10 protein-coding genes are annotated in these 17,885 nt (G+C 66.2%); 3 read left to right on the top strand and 7 right to left on the bottom strand.

What is annotated here, in order from left to right; genetic code table 11:
- Positions 1-6: 6 nt before the first annotated feature.
- From FHR22_RS02650 to FHR22_RS02625, 6 genes are all read right to left on the bottom strand, one after another.
- Positions 7-1,470 carry a carboxylesterase/lipase family protein gene (locus FHR22_RS02650; RefSeq protein ID WP_166938642.1) on the bottom strand — a complete coding sequence of 488 codons (1,464 nt, stop codon included), beginning with the start codon at positions 1,468-1,470 and terminating at the stop codon, positions 7-9.
- Positions 1,467-4,736: an alpha-L-rhamnosidase gene (locus tag FHR22_RS02645; RefSeq protein ID WP_166938639.1), complete on the bottom strand. Its 3,270-nt coding sequence runs from the start codon at positions 4,734-4,736 to the stop codon at positions 1,467-1,469. The genes FHR22_RS02650 and FHR22_RS02645 overlap by 4 nt, the downstream gene beginning before the upstream one ends.
- Before the next feature lie 41 nt (positions 4,737-4,777).
- Positions 4,778-7,471 (bottom strand): TonB-dependent receptor domain-containing protein, encoded by a 2,694-nt coding sequence (locus tag FHR22_RS02640; RefSeq protein ID WP_166938637.1) that lies wholly within the window; start codon positions 7,469-7,471, stop codon positions 4,778-4,780.
- A 209-nt stretch (positions 7,472-7,680) separates the two neighbouring features.
- Entirely contained in the window at positions 7,681-8,466 is a 786-nt protein-coding gene (locus tag FHR22_RS02635; RefSeq protein WP_166938626.1) for a DeoR/GlpR family DNA-binding transcription regulator, read from the bottom strand.
- Positions 8,467-8,539: 73 nt separating this feature from the next.
- Positions 8,540-9,835 (bottom strand): L-rhamnose catabolism isomerase, encoded by a 1,296-nt coding sequence (rhaI, locus tag FHR22_RS02630; RefSeq protein ID WP_166938624.1) that lies wholly within the window; start codon positions 9,833-9,835, stop codon positions 8,540-8,542.
- A 22-nt stretch (positions 9,836-9,857) separates the two neighbouring features.
- Positions 9,858-11,972, bottom strand: a complete 2,115-nt coding sequence (locus FHR22_RS02625) for a bifunctional rhamnulose-1-phosphate aldolase/short-chain dehydrogenase (RefSeq protein WP_166938622.1) — start codon at positions 11,970-11,972, stop codon at positions 9,858-9,860.
- Between the two features lie 115 nt (positions 11,973-12,087).
- Here FHR22_RS02625 and FHR22_RS02620 point away from each other — a divergent pair, with 115 nt between their 5' ends.
- From FHR22_RS02620 to rhaT, 3 genes are read left to right on the top strand one after another with little or no spacing between them, the layout of a single operon-like run.
- On the top strand, positions 12,088-13,506 hold the full coding sequence (locus FHR22_RS02620; protein ID WP_166938620.1) for an FGGY-family carbohydrate kinase: 1,419 nt from the start codon (positions 12,088-12,090) through the stop codon (positions 13,504-13,506).
- A complete protein-coding gene (lldD, locus tag FHR22_RS02615; RefSeq protein ID WP_166938617.1) occupies positions 13,503-14,645 on the top strand; it encodes an FMN-dependent L-lactate dehydrogenase LldD in 1,143 nt (380 codons plus the stop codon). The genes FHR22_RS02620 and lldD overlap by 4 nt, the downstream gene beginning before the upstream one ends.
- A 21-nt stretch (positions 14,646-14,666) precedes the next feature.
- Positions 14,667-15,725, top strand: a complete 1,059-nt coding sequence (rhaT, locus tag FHR22_RS02610; RefSeq protein ID WP_166938615.1) for an L-rhamnose/proton symporter RhaT — start codon at positions 14,667-14,669, stop codon at positions 15,723-15,725.
- A gap of 45 nt (positions 15,726-15,770) precedes the next feature.
- On the opposite strand, the gene FHR22_RS02605 is transcribed toward rhaT, so the two are convergent.
- Positions 15,771-17,861 (bottom strand): TonB-dependent siderophore receptor, encoded by a 2,091-nt coding sequence (locus tag FHR22_RS02605; RefSeq protein ID WP_166938612.1) that lies wholly within the window; start codon positions 17,859-17,861, stop codon positions 15,771-15,773.
- Positions 17,862-17,885: the final 24 nt, after the last annotated feature.

Genomic DNA, 17,885 nt, shown 5'->3' with positions numbered 1-17,885 from the left:
CCTTCATCATTTTCCGTCCCGTGCAGCAGCGATCGCCGTGAGCGCGGGCGTGCTCGCGGGCGCCATCGCGGTCGCGGCGATGCCGATCGAAAGCAGTTGCGGCGCGGCGGGGTCGAGGCGCGACCAGGCGGGCAGTCCGCTGCCGTTCGGATCGCCCGTCTTGGCGAAATTGGTCCAGTAATCGCCGATCAGCTTCGCCGCCGCACGGTCGGCGGGCGTGGCGTCGGCGCCAAGGTTGCCGAACTGGAACGCGACGTCAGAGGCATGCACCGCGCCGACATCAGGCTTGCGCTGAGCCTCGGCAACATAGCCGAAGCGATAGAGCCAGGCCGTGGCGCCCGATCGCGCCTGCCACAGGCCGAACGCCAGCGCCGGTTCGGCAAAGATCGCGTCGCCGCCAAGCCGCCGGTTCGCTTCGTCCTCGCTCGCATAAGCCGCCTTCACGGTCGCTGCGGACGCCCCCAGCCCCTTTTCGACCGGGCCGTTGACCATCGCGCGGAACGGCGCCGGAATGAAGCCGAGTTCATCGTCATTGCTGCCGATGATGTAAGGAATGCGCGCCTGCTTGCCCGCGGCAAAGATGGTCTCGGCACCCGACGGAACGATCGTCCCGTCGGTCATCGGCCCCGAATAGCGATCCTCTTCCTTGCTCATCAGCGCGATGCTGCCCAGCACCGCATCGGCGGGAAGCGCGCGCAGCGCCGCCGCATCGGCCGCCCCTGCCCGCGCGGCAAACGCTTGCCCCTTCACCTGCGCTTCGGCCAGCGTCGGCCAGTCGTCGCGGCCGCCGCCCGAGGCGACGATGGCACGCGCGAACAACCCCTTCGCCAGGGGAGACGCCATCAGCCGCGACACCGATTCCCCGCCCGCGCTCTCGCCAAAGACCGTAACCTTCGCCGGATCGCCGCCGAAGGCCGCAATGTTGCGCTGGACCCATTTCAGCGCCGCGATCTGGTCCATCAGCCCCCAATTGCCATCCTTGCCCAGGGCCGGGTGCGCAAAAAAGCCGAAGCGGCCGAGGCGATAGTTGAAGCTGACGATGACGACGTCGCGCTTCGCCAGCAGGCCGCCGTCGGTTTCGGGCAGCGTGCCCGATCCGCCGACAAAGCCGCCGCCGTGGATCCAGACCATCACCGGCAGCTTCGCGCCCTTGGCGGGCTTCGGCGTCCAGACGTTGAGCGTCAGGCAATCCTCGCTCATCGGCCGCGACCCGGGCTGGATACCCGGCAGCGGGTTCTGCATGCAGTCGGGGCCGTAAGACGTCGCGTCGCGCGGGGCGTTCCAATCGGCGACCAGCGCCGGGGCGCGCCAGCGGCCCGCGCCGACCGGCGGGGCGGCATAAGCTATGCCCTTGAACGACGCCACGCCGTCGGCACTCGCCCCGGTCACCGCGCCGCTGTCGACCGTCACCTGCTGCGCGGCAACGGGTGACGCCACGACCGCGGCCGAAAGGAATAAACCGCGGATCATGGCGTGCCTCCAGTGTTGAAGATAAAGCGGCCGGGTCCGGTCCGATAGACGGCATAATCCGCCTCGCGCCGCATGGCCTCGGCGCCCGACGGCGCGGCGATCCCGCCGAAGCGCGTCGGCACCCAGATCTCGCCGGTCGTGTTCGGCGGCACCTCGACGGTGAGCGTCAGCTTGCGGTGCGAGCCGACCTGCCAGCCGGAGAACGCGCGGCCGTGGATCGTGTCCATCGCCGCTTCGGCGCTGGCGAGGCCGTCGGGGATCGCGGGCTTGACCAGCACGACCTTATATCCCGGCGCACCGGGGCGCAGCCCGGCCAGCCGCTGGCGCAGCCAGTCGGCGATCGAGGCGAAATAATGATGGTCGCGCGAGCGGCTGTTCAGGCTCCACGTCTCGAACATCGTCTTGTGGCCGTTCCTGATCCACCAGCCCCAGCCCGGCTCGTCGGTGCGCGTCGCGACACGGTAGGCGAGGTTGGCATGGCCATAGTCGCTCAATATGTCGAGCAGGTAACGCGCGCCATAAACGCCGGTGCGCAGCCCTTGTTGATCGACGTCGTTCGCGATCGCATTGGCCACATCCTGCTCGCGGCCCGGAGGGACCATGCCAAAGGCGAGCGGCAGGATATTCTGCACTTGCGTCGGCCGGCCGACCGCGCCCTTGCTGTCAATCGTGCGGTACCAGCCCATCGCGCCATTCCAATAACGCGCATTATAGGCGGCACGGATGTCGACGGCGAGCTTGGCATAACGCGCTGCATCCTCCGCCTTGCCGACGATCGCCGACGATTTGGCCAGCAGATCCGCCTCATGAAAGAAATAGGCCGTCGTCACCGCGTCGATGCCGCCGCCGCGCGCATTGCTGTAATCCATGCCTCCCGCCGACGCCCATTCGGACAGTCCCGCCGACCGCTGATAATCGGGCGCTTTGATGAAGGTCGCGGTATAATCGACCAGCCGCCGCTGCATGTCCTGATTGTCGGCGAGGATGCGCGTGTCGCCATAGGTCGTGTAAAGCTCCCACGGCAGGATCATCGCCGCGGCGTCCCACGGCGTCGTCGGGCCCCAGATCACGTTCCAGCCGGGGGTATTTTCATAGCCGTAGAAGGGCGTCGTCGGCGCGATTTCGGGCACTTCGCCCTTGTCCGACTGCCCGTCGCGAAAGTCGGCGAGCCATTTGGTCCAGACGCGCGCGATGTCGAGGCTGCGCGCCGCCGCCCCCGCCGACGCCTGCGCATCGCCGGTCCAGCCATTCTTTTCATAGGTCGGCGTGTCGGTCTGGAAGCCATGGAGATTGTTGAGGATCGAGGCGATCGCCGCGAAGTCGATCTGGTTGAGCAGCGGATCGGCGCTCGTGAAGCTTCCCGTCCGCGCGACCGCCGAATGGACGATCCGTGCGGTCACCGCGCCTGCGGGCGGATCACCCGGAAAGCCTTCGACCTGAACATAGCGGAAGCCGCGATAGCCAAAGCGCGGTTCCCATTGTTCGTCGCCCTTGCCCGCGAGCGTGTAGCGGTCGGTCTGAAGCTGCGCATCGATCAGCCCCGCAGCGGGAACGACCCGGCCGTCGTCGGCGATACGTTCGCTCGCGACCATCGATACGGTGGTCCCGCGCGGACCGCTGAGCTTCAGCACCGGCCAGCCCGCGACGATACGGCCGAAGTCATAGACCTGGATGCCGGGGGCAACCGTCGTCATCGCGACCGGCACGATATCCTCGACCGGCTCGATCGCTTCCGAATTGACGGCGGCGATCCGCCCGGCGGGTCCGGTCACGACCGGTGCCAGCGACCATTTGCGGTCGGCGAACCCCGCCCGGTCCCAGCCCATGGGCGCGAGCCGCGCGTCGAAACGTTCGCCGCGATGCACCGAATCGCCCAGCGTCGGACCCGAGATGGTCCGCCAGCGGCCGTCGGTCGCAACCGTTTCGCGCGTGCCGTCGGCGTAAGTGATTTCGAGCTGTGCCTTGAGCGCGGGTTCGCCGTGCCAGGGCGCGGCGTGGAAATACCATTCATTGGGATCGGTCAGCCCGTACCAGCCGCGCCCCAGTTCGGCGCCGATCACATTGTCGCCCCGGCGCAGCAGCGCGGTCACGTCATGGGTGTAGCCGAGGACGCGCTTGTCATAAGCGGTGAACCCAGCGCCGAGCGCCGAGCCGACGACCGTGCCGTTGACCGATAGCCGCGGCATGCCCGCGCCGGCATGATAGAGCCGCGCGCTCGCGACCGGCTTCGCCAGACGGAAAGCATGGCGAACAAGCGGCGCCGGCGCCTCGATCGGCAAAACGATGTCGACGCCGGGGACGCCGCTGGCCACGACCAGTCCGTCCTTCGACACGCTGCCGCCGGTGAACGGATTGTCACCGCCCGCGAAATCATAAGCGACCGCCGGGCTTTGCGTGCCCGCGACGCGGAGCTTGTGGACGATCGCCGCCGCGGCTTCCTTGCCCGCAAAGCCGATCGTGCCGTGGCGGTGCGCGTCATCATCGAGCGTCGCGACGACGACGCCGTCGATGCGGGTGACGATACGGCCGCCCTCGGCCCGGATCGACAGCGCGATGCGCCGCCCCTTCAGCGGCGCGCCGAGCTTCACCTGCGCCAGCCGCTCCATCTTGACTGCCGAACTGGTGCCGCCGGGATAGCGGCGGACGGTCTGGATCAGTTCGGGACCGTTCTTGTCGTCGGCGAGCGTCCAGACATAGGCGTCGCCATAGGTCTTGCCGTTCGGCAGCGCGCGGAACAATATATCGACGCTCTTGCCGGTCAGCGTCAGATCGGCATCCAGCGTCAGGTCGCCCCAGTCATGGTCGCGGCGGACCGGCCCCGCAATCCACTTCGCCTGCCAGTCAGCGGGAGCGAGCAGTCCCATCTCCCACCAGGCAGGCGTGCTCCAGCCGGTCGCCGTGCCATCGGCGTCCCAGACCTGCACCTGCCACCAATAGCGCTGGCGCGACGCGAGCGCCGGCCCGGCATAAGCGATCTGGACATTGTCCGCCGAGTCAACCCGGCCGCTGTCCCAGAATAATTCGCCCCGTGCCAACGCCTCACGCGATGTCGCAACCTTCAACCGATAGGCGGCCTGCCTGACCACCGGCGCCTGCCAGCCAAGCCGCGGCGCCGGCATATCGAGCCCCAGCGGCGCAGCGCTATATTCGACGCGCAGGCCGGTCGGGACGGCGTTGCCCGCCGCATTTTCGGCGGCACTGGCGGCGCCGGGACCGAGCGCCAGCGCCAGCATGAAAAGGAGGCCCGATACCGGACCTCCCCTCATTCGCACCGCGTTCCGCCACAACCGCAACAACATATTCTTCCTCAGAATTTGGTGCGGATACCAAAAGAGATCATCCGGCCCAGCGTACCGCCATTGGTATAGCCTGTCTGGCTATCGAAGAAGGGCGGATCCTGATCGAACACATTGTCGATATTCACCGTCAGCGACGTGTCGGGCAACAAAGCCTTCAAATCATAGCTGAAAAACAGATCGACCGTGTTGAACGAAGAAATATGATCCTGCGTCGTGGCGACGATCGGAAAGCCGCCGCGATGGTTGAGCGAGGCGTGCGCGGTGAAATCGCCGACGGTGCCGCCCAGCCCGGCCACGAAGAAGAAGCGACCGGTGCCGTTCTTCAGATTGTCGGTGGTCGCGCCGCCGGCGATCGCCTGCGTCTCGCGATTCAGCGTATAGGTCCCGGCAAAGCTCGCGTTGATCGAACCAAAGCCCGTCGGACGAACATAGGCCACATCAAAGTCCAAGCCATCGCTATTCACCCGCCCCAGATTGTTGCGCCGCGCGTCGATCAGCACATAGGGGCCGGCGCCGGGGAGCCCGGGATAGAGGCTGGCAAGGCTCGGTGCGCCGTTGAGCAGCAGGTTGCCGACCGCGGCCTGGGCCTGCGCGAGCGTCGGATTCAATATATAGAAGCTCGCGAAATTCTGGTCGGTATAGAGTGTCGGAGACAGGAACGGGGCCAGCCCGATCGCGTCCTTGAACTTGACGTTCCAATAGGTGGCGCTGGCGCGCAAACCCGGAACCGCATCGGGTTTCCAGTCGAAACCCAGCGACCAGGTATCGGCCCTTTCGGGCTTCAGATTCGGATTGCCGCCCGCGAGGACGATCGTCGGCCGCAGGAAGTTAAGCAGGCTGTCGCCAGGCCGGATGAACGGGCTGTTGAGCAGGATCTGCGCGCGCGCATCGGCGGTGCTCGTCGTATCGGCGAGGCTTGGCGCATGGAACGACGTGCCCCAGTTGCCGCGGATCGTCAGGTCGTTGAACGGCTTGTAGTTGAAACCGATCTTCGGATTGGTCGTGCTGCCGACGTCATTATAGTCGTCGAGACGGATCGAGCCCGAGAATTGCAGCCCGCGCAGCCCCGGCGAACCGTTGCCCTCGCCGATAATCGGCACCAGCAATTCGCCATAAACCGACTTCACATTGCGCGAGACCTTCGAGTTGATCGCGTTGGTGAAAACGTTGCGGCGGTCGAGCGAAATACGCGAGGCGAGGTCTTCATAATGATATTCGGCGCCGATCGCGACGCGGACGTCCCCGCCGGCGATCGTCACGAGCGACCCGTCGAGCACCAGCCGCGCTTCGGCCAGTTGCTGCTTGGCTTCGCCATAATTCTCGAAATCCCGGATCGCTGCGAGGACCGCGGGATTGGAGGCCGAGGGGTTATAGGGATTGAGCGCGGTCGCCAGCGTCGTGCCGGCGAGCGCCAGCGTCGCGGCGCTGGCGTTGATCGCGCCTTCGCGGACGAGGTTATAGCTGCGCCCGTAATTGCCCTCGGCGCGAAGCTGCCAGCCGCCGCCCAGCTTGATCGCAAAGCTGGGGGTCACGCCCCAGGAATCGAAGCGCTGGTTGCTGATCAGGCTGTCGCCGAACACATCGGCGAACGAGATCGCGATATTCTGCGCCGGAGAAAAGCTGAGGGGTCGGAAATAGGGATTGAGCGCCGTGATCGTGCCGGTGAATCCGGCCTGCGCCTGGCGAATTTGCGTGTCGCGCCGCGACCAGTATGCGGTCATGTTGAATTCGATATCGTCGCTCAGCTGCTGGTTGAGCCCGGCGAACACCGAATGCCGCGTCTCGCGCGGATAGATGTCCGCAAAATCGGTCTGATCGCATTTGTTGACCACACCGGGGGTAAAGCCGGGCAGCGCATAATTGATATTGGGCAGCAAGGGCGACAGAAGCGACTGCAGATCGGTGACGTTACCCGGCGCGCAGGTCGTCTGGCGAAAATCCGTGCCGCCGCGCGCGCTATTGTCCGCCGTCGAATAATCGCGGTCGATGCCCTGGATATTGTCGTGCCAGGCATAAGCGTAAGACACGAACAGCGAACCGCTGCCCCAATCCTTGCCCGCCGTCACATTGCCGTCGAAGCTCTGGTAATTGTCGGCGAAGCCATAGCGGGCATTGGCGCCGATCCCGTCGAAGCGCTTGCGCGTGATGAAGTTGATCACGCCGCCAATCGCATCCGAACCATAGATCGCCGAACCGCCATCGGGCACGATCTCGACCCGCTCGATAACGTCGGGCGGAATGATCGAAGGGTCGACGGTGGTCTGGAGGATGCCTGCGCCGACGAGCCGGTGGCCGTTCATCAGCACCAGCGTGGTCGCGCCGCCCGACGAGCCGAGATTGCGGATATTGGGCCGAACGGTTGGGGCACCGAATTGGCCGGTGCCGACGGGCTGGGTCATGAAATTGCCAACCTGGGGAATCGCGGCAAGAAGCTCGTTCGCGTTCGCGGCGCCCGAAACGGTCACATCATCGCGGCTGACCCCGACCACATTGGTCCCCGTCGGCGCAGCGCCGCGCAGCAATGTTCCGGTCACGACGATGTCGGCATCGCCCGCGGCGCCCGCCGGATCGCTATCGGCCTCCTGCGCCCGGGCGCCGCTCGCGCCGAGCAGCGCGCCGGCACAGGCCAGCGCCGAGACACCGCGCCGCCATGTTTCGCGCCGCGCAAGAAAAACCGGACCCGCTGCCATCATCGCCTTCATCGCATTCCTCCCTGCGTTCCCGCTTTGCGGGACCCATATTTCCACGGAGGAAGTCGCGAGCGACCGATACCCCTCCGATGCAACGCCTCGCCAGAGCGTTTTTGCATCATTGGTCATTATTTGTCTTTACCAATCACGTCAACGATCAAATTCACTCATTTCAAGGCAAGCAAAGCCGCAGATCGCAGGTTTTTGGATGAAAAGAGAAATCAGGCGATGACGACGCGGATGCCGGCCGCCTCCATCATCGCGACATGGCGCGGATCGATCGCGGAGTCGGTGACGACGACGTCGATCTCGTCGAGCGAGCAGACGACATTGCCCGACGGACCCGAGAATTTGGAGCTGTCGACGAGCACGATGATCTCGTCGGCGCGTTCGATCAGCCGGCGTTCGGCGGCGACGAGGATGACGTCGGCCTGCATCAGCCCCGCCGGGCCCATCGAGGCGGCGCCCATGAACAGTTTCGGCGCATGAAAGCGCGGCATGCCGTCGTCGCCGGCCGCCGACAGGACGATATTCTGTTCGCGGAACACCTGCCCCGATGGCAAAAGGATGCGCGTCGTCGGCTGCGGCAATAAGGCACTGACGATATGGAGCGAGTTGGTGAGCACCTGGAGCGCAAGGCCGTCGAGGTGCGGGCACATCTGGAGCGTCGTCGACCCGCCGTCGATCATCACGCCTTCGCCCGCCACGCAAAACTGCGCCGCCGCGCGCCCGATCGCTTCCTTGGCGCTGCGGTTGCGGCCGATATTTTCGTGAAACGGAATGCCCGTCAGGCCTTCTTCGGAAGTCGCGGCGGTGCCGGCCCCCTGTCCCGCGCGCTTCGCCCCGCCGCGCACGCGCGTGATGACGCCCGTTGCCTCGAGCCGGTCGAGATCGCGGCGGATCGTCGCGGGCGACGCCGCGACGCGTGCCTCAAGATCGCGGAACGAGACGAAACCGCTCTCGCCCATGCTGTCGAGGATCATTTTTTCGCGTTCGGCTGCGTGCATGTCGGCCCCTGTCTGATTGCGCCTATTTGACGGGAGCTGCGCCGAGTTGCAATCGAATGATCGGGGTCAGCATCTAAACGATCCCCGCCGTGGTCCCCGCCGCCTTGCGTTCCTGCGCCTTGCGCGTCCGCCAGCCGCTGGCGCGATAGGCGGCGATCGTGTCGATCGCCCCGCCCGCATCGGCGCGCGCCATCGCAAGGATCGGGGTGACGTCGGTGCGGTACGCGGCGCGCAGCGCCTGGAACGCCATCATCGTGTCATTGGCGTCCTGCGCCGCGCGCAACGCGTCGCGGTCGACCAGCAACGCCTTGACATAGGCCGCGGCGATCGCCTCGGCCGACGACAGCATGCTCTCGATCGGGTCGGTCACATTGTGCGACTGGTCGATCATATAGGCGGGGCGAAAATCGCCGCGCGGATTCAGTTCGGCCTCGATCAGCTCGTTGAAGACGAGGAAAAGCTGGTGCGGATTGATCGACCCCGAATCGAGATCGTCGTCGCCATATTTGCTGTCGTTGAAATGGAAACCGCCCAGCTTTCCAAAGCGATGGAGCCGCGCAACGATCTGTTCGATGTTCACGTTCGGCGCATGATGGCCCAGGTCGACAAGACATTTCGCCTTGTCGCCGAGCTCCTGCGCGACGAGGATCGAGCTGCCCCAGTCCGAAATGACGGTCGAATAGAAAGCCGGCTCGAACATCTTGTGCTCGATCAGCATCCGCCAGTCGCCCGGCAGCGCGGCATAGACTTGCGACGCGGCATCAAGATAGCGATCGAGCGAGCGGCCAAGATCCTGCTGCCCCGGGAAATTGGTGCCGTCGCCGACCCACACCGTCAGGTCGGTAACCCCGAGTTGCCGGCCGATCTCGATGCATTCGATGTTATGCGCGACCGCCTGTTCGCGCACCTCGGCGTGCGTCGACGACAGCGAGCCCGTCGCATAGCTCACCGCCTGCCCCGGCTGATCCTGGAAGGTGTTGCTGTTGATCGCATCGAAGCCAAGCCCGAGCCCCGCAGCTTCGTCGCGCAGCGCCCGGTAATCGCTGACCTTGTCCCACGGGAAATGCGGGCTGACGCGCGGGGTGACGCGGCCGAGCTGCTGGATGACCGCGCAATCCTCCAGCTTTTCGTGGATGCTGGTCGGCTCGCCCGCGATCGGGAATTTGGCGAAGCGCGTCCCCCCGCGTCCCGCGCCCCAGCTCGGCACCGCGACCGAAAAGCCCGCGACCTTCGCCTTGATCGCCCCGATATTGATGCCGCGGCGATCAAGCTGGCGGCCAAGGCTGCCATAATCATCGTCGAGCGCGTCGGTCAGACCGGCGTTCAGCCGCTCGATATCATCCTGTGCGAGCGGCAGATCGCCAGCCATAACTCTCTCCTGATTCCGTATCTTAGCGCGTGAACGCCTGCGCGTTGCCCGCGTCGACGTTGATCATGTTGCCGGTCGACTTTGCCGACATATCGCAGCTGAGGAAATAGACCGCCTCGGCGACATCCTCGGGCAGCACGTCGCGCTTGAGCATCGAACGCTGGCGATAATGTTCTTCAAGCTCGCTGCCCGCATCGATACCATGCGCGCCCGCTCGCTCGCGGCGCCAGTCGCCGTCCCAGATGCGCGACCCCTTGATCACCGCGTCGGGGTTGACCGTGTTGACGCGGATGCCGAACGGCGCCCCTTCGAGCGCGAGGCAGCGCGCGAGGTGCAGCGCCGCCGCCTTCGCCGACGCATAGGCGGAGGCATTGGTCGCGGCGGCGATGCCATTCTTCGACCCGATGAAGACGATCGAACCGCCCTCTTGCGCCTTCATCAGCGGAAAAGCCGCGCGCGCGGTCAGGAAATAGCCTTGCGCGAGCACGTCATAATTGCGCTGCCACAGGTCGAGCGTCGTCTCCTCGATCGGCGCCGACGAGGCGATGCCGGCATTGGCAACGAGGATGTCGAGCCCGCCAAATTCGCGCGCGCAGGTTGCAAAGGCCGCAGCGACCTGTGCCTCGTCGGTGACGTCGCACATCGCCGACCGGACGCGGTCGCGGCCGAACCGGCCTTCGAGTTCCTGCGCCGCCTTGCTCAGCGCATCGGCGTCGCGGTCGACGAGCAGCACGCACGCATCGTCGGCGGCAAGGCGCTCGGCGGTCGCCGCGCCGATCCCGCCCGCGCCGCCGGTGACGAGCGCGATGCGCCCCGCGAGCGGCTTGGGTTTGGGCATGCGCTGGAGCTTCGCTTCCTCCAGCAGCCAATATTCGATATCGAACGATTCCTGCTCGTCGAGCCCGACATAAGCGCCGATCGCCTCGGCCCCGCGCATGACATTGATCGCATTGGCGTAGAATTCGCCCGCGAGCCGCGCCGTCGTCTTGTCACCCGCGAAAGTCATGCGGCCGATGCCGGGAACGAGCACGACGACCGGGTTGGGGTCGCGCATCGCAGGCGAATGGGGCCGCGCGCAGCGCTGATAATAGGCCGCATAATCGGCGCGATAAGCCTCGATCCGCTCGCCGAGATAGGCGGCGTCGCCGATCCGCGCGGGATCGAGCACCAGCGGCGCGATCTTGGTGCGCAGGAAATGGTCGGGGCACGAGGTGCCGATCGCGGCGAGCTTGGCGAAATCGCGGCTGCCGGTGAATTCGAGCGTTTCGGCATCGTCGGCGAAATGGCCGACGCGCCGCCCGCCCATCAGACCGCGCAGCGCCGGCATCAACGCCGCGGCGGCGGCGGCGCGATCGGCGGCAGGGCGCGCCGCGACCGCCTGCCCGCCAAAGGCCGGGCCGCTCGCAAGCTTGTCGTTCAGATAATCGGCGGCATCGGCGATCAGCGCGATACTGTTGTCGTAACAGGCCCTGGCGCTGTCGCCCCAGCAGATGATGCCGTGCCCGGCGAGCATCACGCCGCGCAGCCCCGGGTGGGCGGCGACATGATCGCGCAGCCGCAGCCCCAGGTCGAACCCCGGGCGTTGCCAGGGCAGCCAGCCGATCGCGCCGCCCCAGATCGCCTGCGTCGCGGCCTCCCCCTCGCTCGATGCCGCAAGCGCGATGATCGCGTCGGGGTGGACATGGTCGACATGCGCGAAGGGCAGATAGGCGTGGAGCGGCGTGTCGATCGACGCGGCGCGCGGGTTGAGCGCAAAGGTGCAATGCGGCAGATAGCCGACCATCTCATCCTCATGCGCAAGGCCGCGATAGAGTTTTTCGAGGCCGAGCAGCTTGCCCTGATACAGCGTCGAAAAGCCGTCGAGCTTCATCGATCCGATGTCGCCGCCCGACCCCTTCACCCACAGCACGGGCACGGTTTCGCCGGTGAGCGGATCGCGCCCGTCGATTTTCGCCGAGGTATTGCCGCCGCCGAAATTGGTCACGGTCAGGTCCGAACCGAGCAGGTTCGAGCGATAGAGCAGCAGGTCTTCGGGCGCCTTCCCCGCCGCCACATCGTCCGACCAGCGATTCGGCGGAACCGCGAAACGCAGCGCGGCGGCATCGGATGAGGGCGTAACGTCCAGAAGATCGGGCATGTAGGAAACTCGTTGTTTCGGTGTTTGACGGCCTGTATCGAATTCACTGGCATGTTGCAATCAGTTTCGATAAAGTTCAATCAAATTCAGTCGCAAAGAAGCAAAAGGGAGACGGATGAAAGGTCGCGCCACCATCATTCTCGATGTCGGGAAAAGCTTGGCGAAACTCAGCCTTTGGTCGCCCGGCGGGGCACTGATCGAACGCTGCACCCGCGCCAATCTCCGCGTTGCGGCGGGGACCTATGCCGCGCTCGACGCGGCGGGTATCGAGGCGTGGGTCGGCGAAACGCTGCGCGACTTCGCGCGGCGCGCCGATGTCGGCGCGATCGTCCCGGTCGGCCATGGCGCGGCAGCGGCGATCATCCGCGGCGACCGGCTCGCCTGCCCGCCGCTCGACTATGAAGACGCGCTGCCGCCCGAACTGCGGGCCGCTTACGAGAGCCTGCGCGACGATTTCGCCGAAACCGGCTCACCCTGCCTTCCCGATGGACTCAACCTCGGCGCACAGCTTTTCCGGCTCGAAGCGCTCGATCCCAGCCTTGCGCAGGGCACGCAGATCTTGCCGTGGGCGCAATATTGGAGCTGGCGGCTCTGCGGCGTCGCGGCGTCGGAAGTGACGAGCCTCGGCTGCCATACCGACCTCTGGCATCCGGTCGCCGGAACGCCATCGCGGCTGGCCGAGCGGCGCGGCTGGGCGAAGCGGCTGGCGCCGCTGCGCCGGGCGGGCGAGGTCCTCGGGACGCTGACCCCGGCCTGGGCGGCGCGCACCGGCCTGCCCGCCGATACCGAAGTGCATTGCGGCCTCCACGATTCGAACGCGGCTTTGCTTGCGGCGCGCGGCTTCGCCGAAATCGCCGGGCAGGAATCGACCATACTGTCGACGGGCACCTGGTTCGTCGCGATGCGCTCGCCCCGCGATGCGGCGTCGCTGGACCGCAGCCGCCTCGACGAAGCGCGCGACTGCCTGATCAACGTCGACGCCTGGGGCAAGCCGATCCCGTCGGCGCGCTTCATGGGCGGGCGCGAGATCGAGACGCTGATCGGGCTCGACACGCGGCGGATCGCGATCGGTCCCGACCAGCCCGCCCTGCTCGCCGCGCTCCCCAAGGTGCTTGCCAGCGGCGCGATGGCGCTGCCGAGCTTTGCCCCGGGGTTCGGACCGTTTCCCAAAGCGCGCGGGCGATGGACCGCCGAACCCGCCGACCCGGTCCAGCGCCGCGCCGCGGTGTCGCTTTATGCCGCGCTCGTCGCCGATGCGTCGCTGGAACTCGTCGGCACGCAGGAAAGATTGCTCATCGAAGGCCGCTTTGCCGAGGGGCAGGTGTTTGTACGCGCGCTCGCGGCGCTACGCCCCGACCTCCGCATCTATATCGGCAAGGCGCATAATGATGTGTCCTATGGCGCGCTGCGCCTGCTCGACGCGGCGCTGCCGCCCGCCGAGGCACTGGAACTGGTCGAGCCGCTGGGCGCCGACCTCGCGCCCTATCGCGACCGGTGGCGGCAGGAAACCCAGCAGATGGAAGACGCCGCATGAGGGCCGCATCGATCGGCGATTATCGCGAAGCCGCCCGCCGCCGCCTTCCCCACTTCCTCTTCGAATATTTCGACGGCGGCTCCTACGCCGAACGGACGCTGCGCGCCAATATCGACGATCTGCAGCATATCGCACTGCGCCAGCGGGTGCTGAACGACGTGTCGGCGATCGACCTGTCGACGACGCTGTTCGGCCAGTCGCTGTCGATGCCCGTCGCCCTCGGTCCGATCGGGCTGGCCGGCATGGCGGCGCGGCGCGGCGAGGTGCAGGCGGCGCGCGCCGCGGCGGCGAAGGACGTGCCCTTCACCCTCTCCACCGTTTCGGCCTGCTCGCTTTCCGAAGTTGCGCAGGGATGCCCCACCCCCTTCTGGTTTCAGCTCTATATGGTGCGCGACCGCGGCTTTCTGCGCGCGCTGCTCGAAGAAGCAAGCGCCGCCGCTTGCCCCGTGCTCGTCTTCACCGTCGACATGCCGTTGCCCGGCGCGCGCTATCGCGACGTCCGCTCGGGACTGTCGGGCGCGCCGGGCCTCGCCGGGCAATTGCGCCGGGTCGGCCAGGCGATGCGGCGTCCCGGCTGGGCGTGGGACGTCGGCATCCATGGCCGCCCGCACCAGCTCGGCAATGTCGCGCCGCTGCTGGGGCCCAAATCGGGGCTCGAGGATTTCCTCGGCTGGATGAAGGATAATTTCGACGCCAGCGTGACCTGGGCCGATCTCGATTTCGTGCGCGCACACTGGCAGGGGCCGATCGTCATCAAGGGCATATTGGACGCCGAGGATGCGCGGCACGCGGCGGCGGCGGGGGCCGACGGGATCATCGTGTCGAACCATGGCGGACGCCAGCTCGACGGCGTGCCGTCGGTGGCGCGCGCGCTGCCCGCGATCGCCGATGCGGTCGGCGACCGGCTCACCGTTCTGGCCGACGGCGGCGTACGGTCGGGGCTCGACGTCGTCCGCATGCTCGCGCTCGGGGCGAAAGGCGTCATGCTCGGCCGCGCCTGGGCGTTCGCGCTGGCTGCGGATGGCGAACGCGGGGTGCGTCATGTGCTTGAACTGATCGAAGCCGAAATGCGCGTCGCGATGGCGCTGACCGGCGTGACCGCAGTCAACCAAATCGGCCAGGAAACGCTGGCCGCCTGATCCGAACGAGGGGAGAGAAATATGGACGCGAACCCGCTGCTTGGCGTGTTCTTTCACTGGCTGGGCGGGCTGTCGTCGGCGAGCTTCTATGTCCCGTACAAGCGGATTCGCGGCTGGTCGTGGGAGATTTTCTGGATCACCGGCGGCATCTTCTCGTGGCTGATCGCCCCCTGGCTGCTCGCATCGATCCAGACCCACGACCTGATCGGCGTCCTTTCGGCGACCCCCGGCAATATCTGGTTCTGGTGCTGGTTCTGGGGCGCGATGTGGGGGCTTGGCGGACTGACCTTCGGGCTCACCATGCGTTACCTCGGCCTGTCGCTCGGCATGGCGGTCGCGCTCGGGCTGACCACGGTGATCGGGACGATGGGGCCGCCGATCTTTCGCGGCACATTGGGTGACCTCGCGGCGACCGCCAGCGGGCAGATCATCTTTCTCGGCATCGCGATCACCCTCGCCGGCATCCTCCTCGTCGCGCAGGCGGGGCGCCGCAAGGAGCGCGAGATGAGCGGCGGCACCACACCCGCCGGCTCCGAATTCAACCTGCGCAAGGGGCTGGCGATCGCCGTCTTCTCGGGCATCATGTCGGGCTGTTTCGCCTGGGGCCTCGACGCCGGCCAGCCGATCCGCGACCTGACGCTGAAGGCGGGAACCGCGCCGCTGTGGCAGGGGCTGCCGGTGCTGTGCGTCGTGCTGCTCGGCGGCCTCACCACCAACCTCATCTGGTGCGGCCTGTTGATCGCGCGCAACCGCAGCGCGCGGCAGTTCGTCGGCGCGGCGGCGCCCGGCGCGACCGGACGGCCGCCGCTCGCGCTCAACTACGGCCTCGCCGCGCTCGGCGGGACGCTCTGGTATTTCCAATTCTTCTTCTACACGATGGGCGAAAGCCAGATGGGGCGCTTCGGCTTTTCGAGCTGGACCTTGCACATGGCGAGCATCATCCTCTTCTCGACGCTCTGGGGCTTTGCGCTCCGGGAATGGGCGCCCGCGGGCAAGCGCACCCGCACCCTCGTCTGGTTCGGCATCGCGGTGCTGATGCTGTCGACGGTGGTGATCGGTTACGCCAACAGCCAGGCCTGACCGGCCGGCGCGCCGGGGGCTCTCTCCGCCCCGGCGCGCCGCCGGTCAGAAGCGGTAGCCGACCGTCCCCATCACGTTGCGCGGCGCCCCGATGAAGCAGTCGCCGCGCGCAAGGCACGAGGCGAAATATTTGTTGTTGAGGAGGTTCGTCGCGTTCACCGCGAAGCGCCAATTGTTCCAGTTGATTTCCGCCAGCGCGTCGACCGTGGTGCGCGATGGCGTGACGATCGACCAGATGTCGCTCGTCGAGACGCTCTTGCCGCTATAGACGACGCCGGCGCCCAAACGGAGCTGCGCTTCCTCGGGAAGGCCGAAGGTCTTGGTCGACCACAGCGACGCGATGTGGCGCGGCATATAGTCGAGGCTGGTGTTGCTTTCCGACTTCAGCTTCGAATAGCCATAGTTGGCCAGCAGCTCGAAATTGCCGGGCAGCGTGTGGCTCGCCTCGATTTCGAAACCCTTGGTGTTGAGCACGCCCGACTGGGCCGTGCCGCCGGCCGCGAGATAGAGGATGCGGTTGCGTTCCTTGATCTTGAAGACGGTGGCGGTGACCAGCGTGTTGACGTCCGGCTGCCACTTCATGCCAGCTTCATATTGGGTGCCGGTCTGGGGGCGGTAGGGATCGCCGAAGCTGCCGTCGACATTTTCGATCCGGCCCGCGACCGGCAGGAAGCTTTCGGTGTAACTGACGAAAGGCGAGATGCCCGCACCGATCTCGCCGATGATCCCGGCGCGGAAGGTCGTGGCGTTGTCCTTCTGCCCCGACGAGCCGGTGACCCGGTCGCGACGCGCACCCAGCACGACCGAGACGCGGTCCCAGAAGCGGATCTGGTCCTGGACGTAGATACCGAGCTGCTTCTGGCTGTCGGTGATGAACGGACCCGTGGCTTCGAAGGTCGGCAGCGCGTCATAGTCGATGTCATAAAGGTCGACGATGTTGAAACGGTCGGCAGCGCGTTTGGCGACCTTGTTCCAGCTATAATCGATACCGACCAGCAGCTTATGCTCGATATTCGCGCCGGTGTTGAAATTGAACTGGAGATTATTGTCGGTCGAAAAGACATTCATCCGCGCATCGTTGGCACCCGCGAACAGACCGATGGTGCGCCCGTCGGTGCCATAGACCGAAAAAGGATCCTGCGGGTTGGAATAGCTGTCGGCATAGTGGGTGTTATATTCCAGATCGCTGTCGATGTAGCGGGCCTTGAAGCTGAGCTTGATCGCGTCGGAGAAATTATGCGTGATCGCGGCGCCGCCCTGCAGCGAGCGGCCGGCATAGCGGTCCCACCCCGCCTTGCCGACGAAGGTATATTTGTCGAGCTGACCCGACGGATTGGCCGGATTCGGAAGAAAAGTGCCGACGATCGGCAGGAATTGCGAGGTCGAGCCGGTATCATCCTCCTGATACAGGCCGGTCAGCACGACGTCGGTGTCGGGGGTCGGCTGCCAGCGGATCGAGGGCGCGAACATGACGCGGTCGTCGGGGACATGATCGACATAGGTGTCGGCATCGCGCGCGCGGCCGACGAACCGGACCGCGAGATTGCCGGCGAGCGCGACATTGACGTCGCCCAGCACTTCCTTGCGATCATCGCTGCCATAGACAAGGCTCAATTCGCCGCGCGTGGTGAAGTCGGGGGTCTTGCTGACAAGGTTGACGATGCCGCCGATCGACCCCTGGCCGAACAGCACCGAGGCGGGGCCGCGCACGATTTCGACGCGCGAGAAATTATACGGGTCGGACGTGATCGAGGCATAATAGGAGAAAATGTCGCGCATGCCGTCGCGGAACTGCAGCGCGTCGAGACCGCGCACGTTGAAGCCGTCGACGCGGGTGTCGCGGCCATAGGGGTTGGCGAGGACGCCGGCGGCATATTTCACCGTGTCGCTGATGCTGATCGCGCCCTGCGCCTCATATTGCTCGGCGGTGATGACCTTGACCGGCTGCGGCAATTCGGTGAGCGCCGTGTCGGTCTTGGTTCCGGCATAGCCCGTGACGACGATCTGCTCGCCGTCCATCGTGTCGGTCGATGCCGCCGCCGACCCGGCGTCCGCTGCCTCGGCCGCATGCGCAATTCCGGCAGACAGGACGATGGCGGCAGCTCCGCTCAGCGCGGCGGTCCGGACGAACTTCATGACATTCCCCTTTTGCGAATCAAT

Origin of the sequence: Sphingopyxis panaciterrae, assembly GCF_011762125.1 — a bacterium.
GTDB classification, from domain to species: domain Bacteria; phylum Pseudomonadota; class Alphaproteobacteria; order Sphingomonadales; family Sphingomonadaceae; genus Sphingopyxis; species Sphingopyxis panaciterrae.
The sequence above is the reverse complement of the archived record's forward strand: the minus strand, read 5'-3'. Positions and strand labels throughout refer to the sequence as shown.

Excerpts from the sequence above, each read along its gene's own strand:
- FHR22_RS02650 (WP_166938642.1), bottom strand. The coding sequence starts at position 1,470 with ATGATCCGCGGTTTATTCCTTTCGGCCGCGGTCGTGGCGTCACCCGTT.
- FHR22_RS02645 (WP_166938639.1), bottom strand. The coding sequence starts at position 4,736 with ATGAGGGGAGGTCCGGTATCGGGCCTCCTTTTCATGCTGGCGCTGGCG.
- FHR22_RS02640 (WP_166938637.1), bottom strand. The coding sequence starts at position 7,471 with ATGAAGGCGATGATGGCAGCGGGTCCGGTTTTTCTTGCGCGGCGCGAA.
- FHR22_RS02635 (WP_166938626.1), bottom strand. The coding sequence starts at position 8,466 with ATGCACGCAGCCGAACGCGAAAAAATGATCCTCGACAGCATGGGCGAG.
- rhaI (WP_166938624.1), bottom strand. The coding sequence starts at position 9,835 with ATGGCTGGCGATCTGCCGCTCGCACAGGATGATATCGAGCGGCTGAAC.
- FHR22_RS02625 (WP_166938622.1), bottom strand. The coding sequence starts at position 11,972 with ATGCCCGATCTTCTGGACGTTACGCCCTCATCCGATGCCGCCGCGCTG.
- FHR22_RS02620 (WP_166938620.1), top strand. The coding sequence starts at position 12,088 with ATGAAAGGTCGCGCCACCATCATTCTCGATGTCGGGAAAAGCTTGGCG.
- lldD (WP_166938617.1), top strand. The coding sequence starts at position 13,503 with ATGAGGGCCGCATCGATCGGCGATTATCGCGAAGCCGCCCGCCGCCGC.
- rhaT (WP_166938615.1), top strand. The coding sequence starts at position 14,667 with ATGGACGCGAACCCGCTGCTTGGCGTGTTCTTTCACTGGCTGGGCGGG.
- FHR22_RS02605 (WP_166938612.1), bottom strand. The coding sequence starts at position 17,861 with ATGAAGTTCGTCCGGACCGCCGCGCTGAGCGGAGCTGCCGCCATCGTC.